This window comes from Bacillus sp. FSL E2-8887 (genome assembly GCF_038007205.1).
Taxonomy (GTDB): Bacteria; Bacillota; Bacilli; order Bacillales; family Bacillaceae_G; genus Bacillus_A; species Bacillus_A mycoides.
In genome coordinates this window covers 4291463-4305457 of the sequence record NZ_JBBOWS010000001.1, presented here as the reverse complement: position 1 = coordinate 4305457, position 13995 = coordinate 4291463, and the positions used below count along the sequence as shown (strand labels likewise).

The 13995-nt window shown below is 37.1% G+C and carries 13 protein-coding genes and 1 pseudogene; 11 read left to right on the top strand and 3 right to left on the bottom strand.

Annotated features, from left to right (window positions below):
* Nucleotides 1–51: 51 nt before the first annotated feature.
* The 3 genes from NSQ08_RS22090 to murC all read left to right on the top strand — a co-directional run bounded on the left by NSQ08_RS22090 (nt 52) and on the right by murC (nt 7002).
* Complete coding sequence (locus NSQ08_RS22090) at nt 52–4260, top strand: DNA translocase FtsK (RefSeq protein WP_340778832.1); 4209 nt, start codon at nt 52–54, stop codon at nt 4258–4260.
* Between the two features lie 61 nt (nt 4261–4321).
* Nucleotides 4322–5440, top strand: a complete 1119-nt coding sequence (locus NSQ08_RS22085; protein ID WP_002015597.1) for a nicotinate phosphoribosyltransferase — start codon at nt 4322–4324, stop codon at nt 5438–5440.
* Between the two features lie 251 nt (nt 5441–5691).
* The gene (gene murC, locus NSQ08_RS22080) at nt 5692–7002 is read left to right on the top strand and encodes a UDP-N-acetylmuramate--L-alanine ligase (RefSeq protein WP_002015598.1); all 1311 of its coding nucleotides are present in this window, start codon (nt 5692–5694) and stop codon (nt 7000–7002) included.
* Between the two features lie 54 nt (nt 7003–7056).
* Here murC and NSQ08_RS22075 read toward each other — a convergent pair whose 3' ends face one another.
* Complete coding sequence (locus tag NSQ08_RS22075; protein ID WP_012261845.1) at nt 7057–7719, bottom strand: HAAS signaling domain-containing protein; 663 nt, start codon at nt 7717–7719, stop codon at nt 7057–7059.
* Entirely contained in the window at nt 7716–8060 is a 345-nt protein-coding gene (locus tag NSQ08_RS22070; protein ID WP_012261844.1) for a PadR family transcriptional regulator, read from the bottom strand. Before NSQ08_RS22070 ends, NSQ08_RS22075 begins: the two co-directional genes overlap by 4 nt.
* Nucleotides 8061–8202: 142 nt before the next feature.
* On the opposite strand from NSQ08_RS22070, the gene NSQ08_RS22065 reads away from it, so the two are divergent.
* The 4 genes from NSQ08_RS22065 (at nt 8203) to NSQ08_RS22050 (ending at nt 9900) form a co-directional block, all read left to right on the top strand.
* The gene (locus NSQ08_RS22065; protein WP_002138671.1) at nt 8203–8751 is read left to right on the top strand and encodes a GNAT family N-acetyltransferase; all 549 of its coding nucleotides are present in this window, start codon (nt 8203–8205) and stop codon (nt 8749–8751) included.
* A complete protein-coding gene (locus tag NSQ08_RS22060) occupies nt 8748–9239 on the top strand; it encodes a GNAT family N-acetyltransferase (RefSeq protein ID WP_193652341.1) in 492 nt (163 codons plus the stop codon). The genes NSQ08_RS22065 and NSQ08_RS22060 overlap by 4 nt, the downstream gene beginning before the upstream one ends.
* Before the next feature lie 77 nt (nt 9240–9316).
* Nucleotides 9317–9721, top strand: a complete 405-nt coding sequence (locus NSQ08_RS22055) for a PH domain-containing protein (RefSeq protein ID WP_193652342.1) — start codon at nt 9317–9319, stop codon at nt 9719–9721.
* Nucleotides 9718–9900 carry a hypothetical protein gene (locus NSQ08_RS22050; RefSeq protein WP_088293513.1) on the top strand — a complete coding sequence of 61 codons (183 nt, stop codon included), beginning with the start codon at nt 9718–9720 and terminating at the stop codon, nt 9898–9900. The genes NSQ08_RS22055 and NSQ08_RS22050 overlap by 4 nt, the downstream gene beginning before the upstream one ends.
* 51 nt (nt 9901–9951) lie before the next feature.
* Here NSQ08_RS22050 and NSQ08_RS22045 read toward each other — a convergent pair whose 3' ends face one another.
* Nucleotides 9952–11067, bottom strand: coding sequence for an aminopeptidase (locus NSQ08_RS22045; protein WP_002034367.1), 1116 nt, complete (start codon nt 11065–11067; stop codon nt 9952–9954).
* A gap of 187 nt (nt 11068–11254) precedes the next feature.
* On the opposite strand from NSQ08_RS22045, the gene NSQ08_RS22040 reads away from it, so the two are divergent.
* The 4 genes and pseudogenes from NSQ08_RS22040 to NSQ08_RS22025 all read left to right on the top strand — a co-directional run bounded on the left by NSQ08_RS22040 (nt 11255) and on the right by NSQ08_RS22025 (nt 13877).
* Nucleotides 11255–11764, top strand: coding sequence for a DUF948 domain-containing protein (locus NSQ08_RS22040; RefSeq protein WP_012261840.1), 510 nt, complete (start codon nt 11255–11257; stop codon nt 11762–11764).
* A gap of 2 nt (nt 11765–11766) precedes the next feature.
* On the top strand, nt 11767–12093 hold the full coding sequence (gene ytxJ / locus NSQ08_RS22035) for a bacillithiol system redox-active protein YtxJ (protein ID WP_002067603.1): 327 nt from the start codon (nt 11767–11769) through the stop codon (nt 12091–12093).
* Nucleotides 12094–12206: 113 nt separating this feature from the next.
* Nucleotides 12207–13223, top strand: a complete 1017-nt coding sequence (locus tag NSQ08_RS22030) for a CamS family sex pheromone protein (protein WP_061674727.1) — start codon at nt 12207–12209, stop codon at nt 13221–13223.
* Between the two features lie 211 nt (nt 13224–13434).
* Nucleotides 13435–13877: pseudogene (locus tag NSQ08_RS22025) on the top strand (hypothetical protein).
* The last annotated feature ends 118 nt before the right edge of the window (nt 13878–13995 follow it).

The window sequence follows — 13995 nt, the reverse complement described above, 5'->3', positions numbered from 1 at the left end:
GAATGCTGATACAATAAAGGATGTTACTATTTAGTAGAAAGAGTGGTAAACATGTTAGATTGGATGAAAAAGCTGTTTAACAAAGAGGAAGAAAAAACAGTGATGAATAAAGAAGTACCGGCACAAATTGAAAGTCAGCCGAAAATTCCTCGTGTAAACCACTACACTGAAGCAAGAGAAGCACAAATGGCAAGTCGGAATGCAGGGAAATGTCGTTTTCCATTAATACCAGATAATGGCTTCGATGAGGAGGATGTAAGAGAACTGCCTAACTTTGAAGAACAACCTATTCAAAGAGGAGCATATGAAGAACAGCCTACTCAAAGAGGAATAAAAGTGGAAAGAAGCAGACGACCGTATGTGGAAACAGAAGCACCTACATATGAGGAACCGGAATTGCAATATGAACCGGAACCAGAGCCTGTCGTAAAAAAAGCATTCGTACCGTCGCAAGAAAGTAACCGTAGACCATTTCGTCCAACAGAAATGATTTCTCCGATTTATGGATATAACCGTCCTTCAGTAGAAACGAAGGTTGTGCAGGAGGAAGAAAAGGTAAGAGAAGATCTTGAAATATCTGTTGAAGGAAAAGCTGTTGTTGACGCATGGTTAGAGAAAAAGGGATATACATTATCTGACTTTTCGGGAGTTCTACAAGGAAGTTCATCTGTTAAGAACGGAGTGAACGAACGAAGTAATAAAGTAGAAGAAAAATCGGTTGTGGATACATGGTTAGAGAAAAACGGTTACGAAGTTGAACGTCAAGCCCCTTCATTAGAAGAAAGCCTAAGTGATGATTTGCTTCATAAAACAGTAGGACAGCATGTGGAAGAAGAGGCTACAATTGTACAAGCCTTGAAGCAGGAGCAAGATGTAGTAGCGTTATCATCTACAGAAGATAACGAAGAAACTTTACAAGAAGAGTCAATAGATTCTAAAGTAGAGCATGTGTATTCGATATTAACAGAAGAAAATGAATGTAATACAGAAATAGAAGAAACTGTTGCTGAAGTTGCAGCAAATCAAGTCGAAGAAGAAACATTAGAAGATGTAGTGATTGTAAAAGCAGATGAAAAGCTTGAAGAAACAATTACTATAGAAATACCAGATGCTTTTGAAGAAGCTAAGGAAGCAGAAGAAGTTGTGGAATTAGAAGCAACTGAGGAAGCGATAGAAGAAGTTGTGGAATTAGAAGCAACTGAGGAAGCGATAGAAGAAGTTGTGGAATTAGAGAAATCTGAGAAAGCGACAGAAGAAGTTGTGGAATTAGAGAAATCTGAGGAAGCAGCAGAAGAAGTTGTGGAATTAGAGAAATCTGAGGAAGCAGCAGAAGAAGTTGTGGAATTAGAGAAACCTGAGGAAGCGACAGAAGAAGTTGTGGAATTAGAAGAAACTGAGGAAGCAATAGAAGAAGTTGCAGAATTAGAGGAAGCTGAGGAAGCAGCAGAAGAAGTTGTAGAATTAGAAGAAACTAAGGAAGCGACAGAAGAAGTTGTGGAATTAGAGAAATCTGAGGAAGTGACAGAAGAAGTTGTGGAATTAGAAGAAACTAAGGAAGAAGAAGAAGTTGTGGAATTAGAGAAATCTGAGGAAGTGACAGAAGAAGTTGTGGAATTAGAAGAAACTAAGGAAGCGACAGAAGAAGTTGCAGAATTAGAGGAAGCTGAGGAAGCAGCAGAAGAAGTTGTAGAATTAGAGAAATCTGAGGAAGCGACAGAAGAAGTTGTGGAATTAGAGGAAGCTGAGGAAGCGACAGAAGAAGTTGCGGAATTAGAGAAATCTGAGGAAGTGACAGAAGAAGTTGTGGAATTAGAAGAAACTAAGGAAGCGACAGAAGAAGTTGCAGAATTAGAGGAAGCTGAGGAAGCAGCAGAAGAAGTTGTAGAATTAGAGAAATCTGAGGAAGCGACAGAAGAAGTTGTGGAATTAGAGGAAGCTGAGGAAGCGACAGAAGAAGTTGTGGAATTAGAGGAAGCTGAGGAAGCGACAGAAGAAGTTGCGGAGTTAGAGGGTACTAAGGAAGAAGAACCAACTTCTCAAGAAACAGTAATTGAAGAAACGATGAATACAGATTTAGTGGAAAATACACCAGTTGCAGAGCAACCAGTGATTTCTCAACAAGAAACAATTACGTTCAAGGAAGAAAGTGAAGTATTCGTACCAGTTTCAGAAACGGATGAGCAAACAAAAAAAGATGTTCAAAACTTTGCGAACGTTTTAGTTGAAGAAGCGGAAGAAAAGAAGCAAGTTGCTGAAGAACAGCCTGCTTTACAAATAGAAGAACCGAAACGTGAGAAAAAACGTCATGTCCCATTTAATGTTGTCATGTTAAAGCAGGATAGAAAGAAATTAATGGAAAGACATGCGGCAAGAACGAACGTAATGCAATCAACTGTCAGTGAACGAGTGGAAGAAAAGCCAATGCAGCAAGTGGTAGTAGAACCACAAGCAGAAGAAAAGCCAATGCAGCAAGTGGTAGTAGAACCACAAGCAGAAGAAAAGCCAATGCAGCAAGTGGTAGTAGAACCACAAGCAGAAGAAAAGCCAATGCAGCAAATGGTAGTAGACCCGCAAGTGGAAGAAAAACCAGTGCAGCAAGTGGTAGTAGACCCGCAAGTGGAAGAAAGTCCAGTGCAGCAAGTGGTAGTAGAAGCCCAAGTGGAAGAAAAACCGATGCCGCAAGTGGTAGTGGAACCGCAAGTGGAAGAAAAACCGATGCAACAAGTAGTGGTGGCTGGACAAGTACAAGAGCCAATTTCAAGTACGGAAGTACAAGAGAAAGCATATGTTGTAAATCAAAAAGAGAACGATATGCGCAACGTACTACAAGCGCCACCGAAGTATGAACTTCCGCCATTAACGTTGTTGTCAATTCCACAGCAGGCAGCATTAGATAATACGGAGTGGCTAGAAGAACAGGAAGAATTATTAAATACGACATTTAATAATTTCCATGTTGGAGCACATGTGATTAATGTGTCACAAGGGCCGGCGGTAACTCGTTTTGAAGTACAACCAGACCCAGGTGTGAAAGTAAATAAAATTACAAATTTAAGTGATGATATTAAGTTAAGTTTAGCTGCGAAAGATATTCGAATTGAGGCGCCAATTCCGGGGAAGAGTGCAATTGGAATTGAAGTTCCAAACAAGGAAAGTAAGCCAGTATTCCTGCGTGAAATTTTAAGAAGTCCTGTATTTACAAAGAGTGAATCACCGCTTACAGTTGCGCTGGGGCTTGATATTTCAGGTGATCCAATTGTAACGGATATTCGAAAAATGCCACATGGACTTATTGCGGGTGCAACTGGTTCAGGGAAAAGTGTGTGCATTAACGCGATTTTAACGAGTATTTTATATAAAGCGAAGCCGCATGAAGTGAAGTTGATACTAATTGATCCGAAGATGGTTGAGCTTGCACCATACAATTCTGTTCCACATCTTGTAGCACCTGTTATTACTGACGTAAAAGCAGCTACAGCTGCGTTAAAGTGGGCGGTTGAAGAGATGGAACGTCGTTATGAATTGTTTGCTCATGCTGGTGCTCGTGATTTAACTCGTTACAATACGATTGTAAGTGGTAGAGAAATCCCAGGTGAGACATTACCTTATATTGTAATTGTCATTGACGAGCTAGCGGACTTAATGATGGTTGCTCCTGGTGATGTTGAGGAAGCGATTTGTCGTATTGCACAAAAAGCGCGTGCTTGTGGTATTCACTTATTAGTTGCGACGCAGCGTCCATCTGTAGACGTTATTACAGGTTTAATTAAATCAAACATTCCAACGCGTATTGCGTTTACAGTATCATCTCAAGTTGATTCGCGTACGATTATCGATATTGGGGGCGCGGAGAAGTTACTTGGTCGTGGTGATATGCTATTTTTAGGAAACGGCACATCTAAACCAGTTCGTGTACAAGGTGTATACGTATCAGATGATGAGATTGAAAGAACAGTTGATCATGTGAAAAAGCAAATGAAGCCAAACTACTTATTTAAGCAAGAGGATTTATTAGCAAAATCAGAGCAGAGTGAGTCTGAAGATGAACTATTTTTTGATGCATGTCAATTTGTTGTAGAGCAAGGGGGAGCGTCCACATCTTCTGTACAGAGAAAATTCCGCATAGGTTATAATCGCGCGGCACGTCTAATTGAAGAGATGGAGTCGCAAGGGATTATTTCTGAAGGAAGAGGAACGAAACCGAGAGATGTCCTTATTTCTGAGGATGAATTCGCTGCTATGCAGGAAACAAATGTATAGGAAACGGTTTTGCTGTATACTAATAGAAAATGTTGGATAGTAAAGTAGGGAGTAAAGCGACATGAAAGAAATTGAATTAAAATTAAAAGGTGAAATAAATCGACTAACAAATAAAACATTTAAATTTGATGAACGTGTTGGAGAAGGCTGGTTCTCTGCCGTTTACTTTTTAAAAACTAGAGAAATCATTGAAGAATTTCGCCCGAAAAGTGTTGTAACAATGCAGTTTTTTCAAAAAGAACATGCAGTTCTTTGCGGAGCAGATGAGGTAATCGCATTGCTACAAACATTTGCCAAAAATCCTGAGGAATTAGAAATTCATTCTTTAAAGGATGGCGATAATATTAGTCCGTTTGAAACAGTTTTAACAATTCATGGTCCTTATGAATACTTCGGCTTTTTAGAAGGTGTAATTGATGGGATTTTAGCTCGTCGTACATCAGTTGCGACAAACGTATATAACGTTGTCCAAGCTGCACGTAGTGTAGATAAAGAAAAACCGGTTATTTTCATGGGAGATCGTGACGATCATTATACGCAACAAGCTGGTGACGGCTATGCGGCATACATCGGAGGTATGAGCGCGCAAGCGACGCATGCAATGAATGAATGGTGGGGCAGAAGTGGTATGGGGACGATGCCTCATGCTTTAATTCAAATGTTTAATGGTGATGTTGTTGAAGCTGCAAAGGCATATCATAAAAAATTCCCAGAAGATGAATTAGTCGTACTAATTGATTATAACAATGATGTCATTACAGATGCACTTCGCGTAGCGCGTGAATTTGGATCAACATTAAAAGGTGTACGTGTCGATACGTCTCGCACAATGATTGATCAATACTTCATTCGTCACCCAGAAGTACTTGGAACATTCGATCCACGTGGTGTAAATCCATCACTTGTATTTGCACTTCGTAAGGCTCTTGATGAGGAAGGGTTCCAACATGTAGATATCGTTGTAACTGGTGGGTTTGATGAGAAGCGTATTCGTGAATTTGAAGCTCAAAATGTTCCTGTCGATATATACGGAGTAGGAAGTAGCTTATTAAAAATGAATATTGGTTTTACTGGTGATAACGTAGAATTAAATGGAAAACCAGAAGCGAAAGCTGGTCGTAAATACCGTCCAAATTCACGTCTAGAGCGTGTTCAATTAGAAACAAAAGAAGATATGTAAAAGCGAGAAAAACTGATAGGTGATTGACCCTATCAGTTTTTCTGTTATCATAGTATAGCGGCTTGTTTTTTGCTATAATAAATGTGTTATGGACATAAAAGAAGTACGTACGAGTTTATCACTGATAAGTGAATATAAAAAGAAATTCACTGCATCAGAAATGTATGATGATTACCAAAATAAGAAAAGATTCATATACTGTCTTATAGATAGGCCGTTGTATTAGTTCGAAATGTTGGAGGTTCTTTAAGATGACAGTTTACCATTTTGTAGGAATTAAAGGAACAGGAATGAGTTCATTAGCACAAATTCTTCATGACATGAAGCATACTGTTCAAGGGTCTGATTATGAAAAGCGTTTCTTTACACAAACAGCATTGGAAAAGCGTGGTATTTCCATCCTTCCTTTTGATAAGAATAATATTAAAGAAGGACAAGTGATTATCGCAGGAAATGCATTTCCTGATACGCATGAAGAAATCGTAGCAGCAAAAGAATTAAATATCCCAGTACATCGTTACCATCACTTCTTAGGTGATCTTATGAATCAGTACACAAGTGTTGCTGTAACTGGTGCACATGGAAAAACATCAACAACTGGTTTGTTAGCCCATGTAATGCAAGGTGCACACCCAACATCATACCTTATTGGAGATGGAACGGGGCATGGGGTAGAAAATAGTAAGTATTTTGTATTTGAAGCTTGTGAGTATCGTCGTCATTTCTTGTCTTACTATCCAGACTATGCAATCATGACAAATATCGATTTCGATCACCCAGATTACTTTGCAGACATCAATGATGTATTTAATGCATTCCAAGAGATGGCATTGCAAGTGAAAAAAGGTATTATTGCATGTGGTGATGATGAAGAACTTCAAAAAGTTCAAGCGAAAGTACCTGTTATTTTCTATGGATTTGGAGAAGATAACGATTTCCAAGCACGTAACATTCAAAAGAGAACTGATGGTACTATATTCGATGTATTCGTTCGTAATACGTATTATGACACGTTCAAAATTACAGGATACGGCGATCACAGCGTATTAAATGCATTAGCAGTAATCGCGCTTTGCCATTATGAAAACGTTGATGTAGAAGCAGTTAAGCATCAGCTAACAACTTTTGAGGGCGTAAAACGTCGCTTTAATGAAAAGCCAATGGGAGAACAAGTTATCATTGATGACTATGCACACCATCCGACAGAAATTAATGCAACGATTGAAGCAGCACGTCAAAAACATCCAGAGCGTGAAGTTGTCGCTGTATTCCAACCACATACATTCTCACGTACAGAGAAATTTTTAGATGAGTTCGCGGAAAGCTTAAGTAAAGCTGACCAAGTATACTTATGTGATATTTTCGGATCAGCACGTGAAAACAAAGGTGAATTAACAATTGAAGATCTGCAAAAACGTATCGATGGCGCAGAACTAATTACAGATACAACAACGGATGTGTTAAAGAAACATAAAAACGGCGTTCTTATTTTCATGGGCGCAGGTGACATCCAAAAATTCGAAGCAGCTTACGTAAAAGAAGTTCAAGTTGCAGAGAAGTAAGAAAAAAGACGCATAGCTGTGGCTGTGCGTCTTTTTTGTTGTGTTCGATATCTTTTAAAAAGCGTTGATATGTTGGTATTGTTCATTTTTTTTGTATAGTTGTTTTAATAAGAATATATATAGTGAACTAAAAAGTACATATCCAATTAAATAATAGAATGAAAACATATCGAATTGTTTTGTTATCATAATTCGAATAGCGAAAAAGCTGAATGGGAGAGCAATTAGCAGTCTTGAACTGATGAAAATAATTGTTTTAAAGTATTTTAATAAATCTATATTCCAATGGTTTTCTCTAAAGATAAACCAAATGTTGCTTGCAATAAAGGCTAGTAAAAATGGTAAATTAGCAGAAAAATTTATAAAACCGAGTACAATAGGCACTGATAAAGCGCCGAGTGGACCGATAGATAGGCCGGAATAATATTTAATAAATGTATTTGTAGATTGCTGTGCATTTTGAATAACATCTGTATATTCTACTGCAATTTCCTTTGCTAATTCTTTTGGAGGAAGAAATTCTTCAATCACTTGTGAAGGAATGCTTGCTGATGGTATCCCTTCACTTTTTTTACTTAATGCATTTTCATATAAATCGGATTTGATTTCTAGCACATGTTGTTCTCTTGCTGACGTAGGTAAGTTCATTAAACCTTTATGAAGATCGTGTAAGAAAGAAACAATGAGTTCATTTGAAAAGAATTGTTCCTTGTTCATTTTTTATCCTCTCCTTTAGCTAGTAACATTAGAGCTTGGTATACTGCATCATAATCATGTAAGCGACTATTTAAAATTTCTCTCCCTTCGTCTGTAATGCGATAGTATTTTCTTTTTGGCCCATCACCGGACTCTTCCCAATAGGAAACAGCCCAATTGTTTTTCGTGATTCGATTTAATATAGGGTATATCGAACCGTTCGGGATATGAAACACAGGGATATCTTGTAAGGCACTTGTAATTTCGTATCCATACATAGGTTGTTTGCTTATTAAAGACAAAATAGCGAGATCAAAAACACCTTTACGTAATTGAATTATAAAATTATCATTTTTTTCCATACTTTAACTATATATGATTCATATCTAGATATCAATCATATATAGTGATTGTTCTTATATAAAACCGAAAAAGTGCGAATGTTTAACTTTTTTTCACCTATAAGTGTTAGAATAATAGGAAAATTAAAAGGGGCTAAAAAACATGTTCACACTCCGAGTAGATGACGAAATCGAATTACAACTATTAGAAAAACATCATAAAGAGGAACTATATGAATTAATAGACCAAAACCGTAATCATTTACGAAGATGGCTTCCTTGGGTAGATGGGACGAAATCAGCTGATGCGTATAATGAAATTTTTCCGATGTGGTTAAAGAAATTTGCAGAGGGAGATGGGTTTGAGGCTGGTATACGCTATAAAGGAAAACTCGTTGGGATGGTAGGTATTCATCCGGTGAGCTGGGGTAAGAAAGCTACGAGTCTTGGATATTATCTTGCAGAAGATGCTGGCGCGAAAGGTATTATGACGCGAAGTGTGAAGACTGTGCTTCATTATGCATTTGATAATTTAAAGCTGAATAAAATTGAAATTCGTTGCGGTGTTGAAAATGCGAAAAGCCGTGCGATTCCAGAACGTTTAGGTTTTAAATTAGATGGTATTTTAAGAGATGAAGAATGGATATATGATCATTTCCAAGATATCGCTGTGTATAGTTTACTAGCTTCAGAATGGAAGAAGATTCGATGAACGAGAAGATTTGTATTATTCCGTATGAAAGTACGTTTCAAGATGAAGTAGTAGATCTTATCGTTCATATTCAGCGAAAAGAGTACAATGTTCCTATTACGAAAGAAGAGCAGCCGGACTTACTTGAAATAGAAACGTTCTATCAAAGGGACAACGGAAATTTTTGGGTAGCAACTTATGATGGGAAAGTAGTTGGAACGGTAGCTTTATTAGATATTGGGAAGCATCAAGTAGCGCTAAGAAAAATGTTCGTGAAGAAAGAGTTCCGCGGAAAAGAATGGGGCGCATCATATACGCTACTTCAAACGGCAATTTCTTGGGCGAAAGAAAAGAACTTGAAAGACATTTATTTAGGAACAACAGTGAAATTTTTAGCAGCGCATCGCTTTTATGAAAAGAATAATTTCCAAAGTGTGAGTATAGACGAGTTGCCAAAAAGTTTTCCAGTGTTACAGGTGGATAAGAAATTCTATAGATATATTGTTTAAGAAGGTCATGTAGAAATGGCCGTTTTTTATGAACTAAAATGGAAAAAGTGGTATAATTTGGGGTAGGGGGTGCGTGTATGAACATTCCGATTCAAAGAAGTAAATCGGTAGTAATTTTCGTTTGTCTCACGTTAGCTTTTATGTTTGTATATCCACTTGTCATGATTCTCACAAATAAAGAGCAGTGGATGTCAGCGTTAATTGGAATGGGTTTATGTTTCCTTGTAAATGTACCACTCGTTTGGGAAGTATTTATTAAAAAGCATAAAGTAGAAAATGGTGTATTAAAGTACGGCATTTTAAATGACGATATCGTATTGAAAGAGATAAGAATCATTCGTCAAGTGGGAAAATCTCTTGAAATTACGACGAATGCATACAAAGTACATATGGTTGCGATGCCGCAACATATGAATGAATTTTTCGCGCTTATCGAGAAAGAGAACCCAAATGTGAAAATAGCAATGGTAGGTAAGAAATGAAATATGTAAAACCTTTATTCTGTTTAGAAATTTTGTTTGTGCTTGTTGGTTGCACTAGAGTATATATGAAATGGGATCTGCCTCTATATGTACCAATATTAATAGGTACTATTGCAGTGGCGCTTTTATTTTATTTTCATTTCCAGCAAACAAAAAGCGAGGAAAGTAGTTCGATATAGAGTGGAAATAATAACAAAAACGCTCGGATACAATTCCGAGCGTTTTTATTATTATTTTAAGTTCTCTGGGTTTAAAGCTTCTAGTTCAGTTACAACGAAGCGTCCGTCTTTACGGATTAGTACGTCGTCGAAGTAAATTTCGCCGCCGCCGTATTCAGGGCGCTGGATGCATACTAAATCCCAGTGAATGTTAGAGTTGTTGCCGTTCCATGCATCATCATAAGCTTGTCCAGGTGTGAAGTGGAAGCTGCCATCGATTTTTTCATCGAATAGAATGTCACCCATTGGATGTAAGATGTATGGGTTTACGCCGATTGCGAACTCACCAACGTAGCGTGCGCCTTCGTCCGTATCGAAGATTTTGTTAATGCGCTCTGAATCGTTTGCAGTTGCGTCAACGATTTGGCCATTCTCAAATTTAAGTTGTACATTTTCAAATGTATAACCGTTGTAAGGAGATGGTGTGTTGTAAGAAACTGTACCGTTAACAGAATCGCGAACTGGTGCAGAGTATACTTCACCATCTGGAATGTTTAAATGACCCGAGCATTTAATAGCTGGAATGTCTTTAATAGAGAATGTTAAATCAGTTCCAGGGCCAGTTAAGCGAACCTTATCTGTTTTATTCATTAATGTAACAAGGCTATCCATCGCCTTATCCATTTTACCGTAGTCTAAGTTACAAACTTCGAAGTAGAAGTCTTCGAAAGCTTCTGTGCTCATTTTAGCAAGCTGCGCCATAGAAGCATTTGGGTAGCGAAGAACAACCCAGCGTGTTTTCGGAACACGGATGTCTCTATGAACTTTTTTGCCAACTGTTTGGCCGTGAACTTTCATACGTTCACTTGGAACGTCAGCTTGTTCGTTAATGTTATCGCCAGAGCGAAGGCCAATGTAAGCATCCATATCTTTCATTACACTAGCTTCATATGCAGCGATTTGTTCGAAATGTTCTTCAGTAGCACCCATTAATAAAGAGCGATCTACTTGATGATCTTTTAAAGAAACGAATGGGAAACCACCAGCTGCATATGCTTCTTTTACAAGTGCAGTTACAAGTTCTTTTTGTAAGCCAAAGTTTTCAATTAATACTTTTTCGCCTTTTTGTAAACGAATAGAGTAGTTAATTAAATTGTATGCTAACTTTTCAATGCGTGGATCTTTCATATGTAAAGCCTCCCTACTAATTATGTATCCTCTCCTATTGTAACCTACTTAGTGGAATTTGTTGAATCATTTATGTTAAAGTTAACGAATAAGTATGAAAATTCTAATGAAAAGATAGGGATTAGAATGAAACGGAAAATGATTGTATAATGGGAGAAAGTATGAAAAAGATAAAGGAAGTGATGAAATGCAAGTTCTTCTATATGTAAGTGCGGCTATTATCGCGGTTGCTTTCGCAGTATTAGTAGTGTATGTATGCAGAACGTTGTTATCGGTTCAGAAGACGTTAGAAAACGTTGCGAGCACGTTAGAAGGTTTAGAAAAGCAAATGCAAGGAATAAGCGTAGAGACGGAGCAATTATTACATAAGACAAATGCGTTAGCTGATGATATTCAACAGAAGTCACAGTCGCTAAATAAAGTAGTAGAAGGTGTGGATGGAATCGGAACGACGATCCACTCTTTAAATACGAAGCTTCGCAACGTTTCAGAGTCTGTTACGGACGAAATTGAAAATAATGCAGATAAAGTGGCACAAGTTGTACAGTGGAGCAGCGCAGCAATTGAAGTGTATAATCATTACCGTACTACAAGACAAGAGAAAAAGATTGAAAAAGAAGAGCGTAAACTTGAGAAAGCTGAGCAGAAGGCTGAAAAGAGAGAGAAGCGCTCTAGACTTCGCATGAGAGGTGAGTAATGATGAGTATGATGAAGATTGAAACGATTGAAGAACTTGAAGCGTTAGTAGAAAAGAACGAGCCTTACGTTCTTTTTAAACATAGTACGACATGTCCAATTAGTCACGGGGCATATACAGAGTTTCAAGCGTATTGCGGTGAAGAAAGAGAAGTGCCAGCATATTACTTATACGTACAAGAGGCGAGAGATGTTTCGAACCATGTTGCAGAGCAGTACAGCATTAAGCATGAATCTCCGCAAGTGTTATACATAAAAGATGGAATGGTAGTATGGCATACATCGCACTGGAATATTAAAAAAGAAGCTTTAGAAGAGAATGTAAAATAGGGAGAGGCAAGCGAAGGGCTTGCTTCTTTTTTATTTTGTTGCAATATGTTTAGTGGTACACTAGAGATACTTTAAAACTAAGTAAATTGACTTTTGAAAGTGGGTTTTAAGCAATGAAGAAAATGGCATTATGCATCGCAAGTTTAAGTTTATTACTGGGGGCTTGCAGCAATAATACTATTGAGAAGAAGGATGAAGTTGTACAGAAAGATACGAAAGAAAAAAGTATGATTCCAAGAACTGCTGTTTCTAAGGATTACTATAGAACTGTTATTCCTTTAAAAGAACAAAAGGTAATTAATACAGTTAATGTTAAAACTAATTCTAAACTAGATTTAGCAGAATATGAAAATGGTTTAATGGATATTGCTTCAAAACAATTCGATACAGAAAATTACGTATTACAATTAAATCAATATATTCCAGAGAAAACAATTGATGAATTAGTTACGAAACAAGAAGTACCAGTTTTGACTAATATTATAGAACAGGACTACTTCGGCAAACAAAATTCAAATGAACTAAGCTTATCTGGTGTTGTTATTGGTTTATCTATGTCTTCAAGTGTATCTAATGAGGAAGCTATTTCTAAAGGTACTGAAGTCGCTAAGGGGCTTATAGAAGCTATTAATAAAAATGATAAATATAACAAATCTCCAATTACGTTTGCTATATTTAAGCAAGAAAGTACAAGTTCTTTAAAGAATGGTACTTATATTTCAAGCGCTACTGTTCAAAAGAACGAGACTAATCTTGGAAATTGGGATACTATTGATGAAAAGTCGTATTCGTATCCTTCTCAAGAATTTGAGGGGGCACATGGAGAAGATAATGATAAGCTAAAGAATTTTTCTAAAGCAATGAAGGCATTTTCTCCAGGAGATTATATCCCTGTTAATGCTAAGATTTCTTATAAGCAAAATAAGATGGATAAATTAAAGATGGATATTGTCGTTAAATATAACGGTAAGTCAGAATTAATGGCACTCTCTCAAACGGCTGCTCAAAGTATGATAGAACAATTTCCTAAAGATGCTAAAGTTCAATTACAAATAAAGTCCGAGAATAAAATCGAGGCTGTTATTATAAAAGAGAAGAACAGCGATAAACCGTTTGTTTCTTTCCTATAATAAAAAAAGACAGTTTTTAAGCTGAGGCTACTGAAAAAGTGAATACTTCGAGAAAAACATTTTGAATTTCCTAAAGATGTTGAAAGAAGAAAGGAGGTCATTACCTGTACATAGTAGGGAATGACCTCTTTTTTCTTATGAAATAGACTCTTTCAGTGCCTTCTTTAAAGTGTCAGATTATGTTGATGTTATTCAAATTGGCGCTCGCAATATGCAAAACTTTGAACTGTTAAAGGCAGCTAGTGCTGTAAATAAACCAATATTATTAAAGCGTGGTTTATCAGCAACAATTGAAGAATTTATTAATGCAGCAGAATATAGTATGGCAGAGGGGAATGGTAATATCATTTTATGTGAGCATGGTATTCGCACATATGAAACAGCAACGCGTAATACGCTTGATATTTCCGCTGTGCCAATTTAAAAGAAAGAAACACATTTACACCTGTTGTTGTCGATGTAACGCATTCTACAGGGCGACGTGTCCTTCTATTACCGTTTGCGAAAGCGGCTATGGCAATTGGTACTTTTGCTATTATGGCTGAAGTACATCCAGACCCAGCAGTTGCATTATCAGATGCAGCGCAGCAAATGGACATTCCAGAATTCAATGAGTTTATGAAAGAATTAAAATCATTCGGAAGTAAATTATAAAAAGATTTCTTAGTCTATGTAGCCCTTGTTACATGGCTTTTTTACAAAAATTGACCTTTTTTGCATAAAAAATACGAAAATACGAGAAAAGAAGCGAATTTTTTCGAAACTTTTGCGG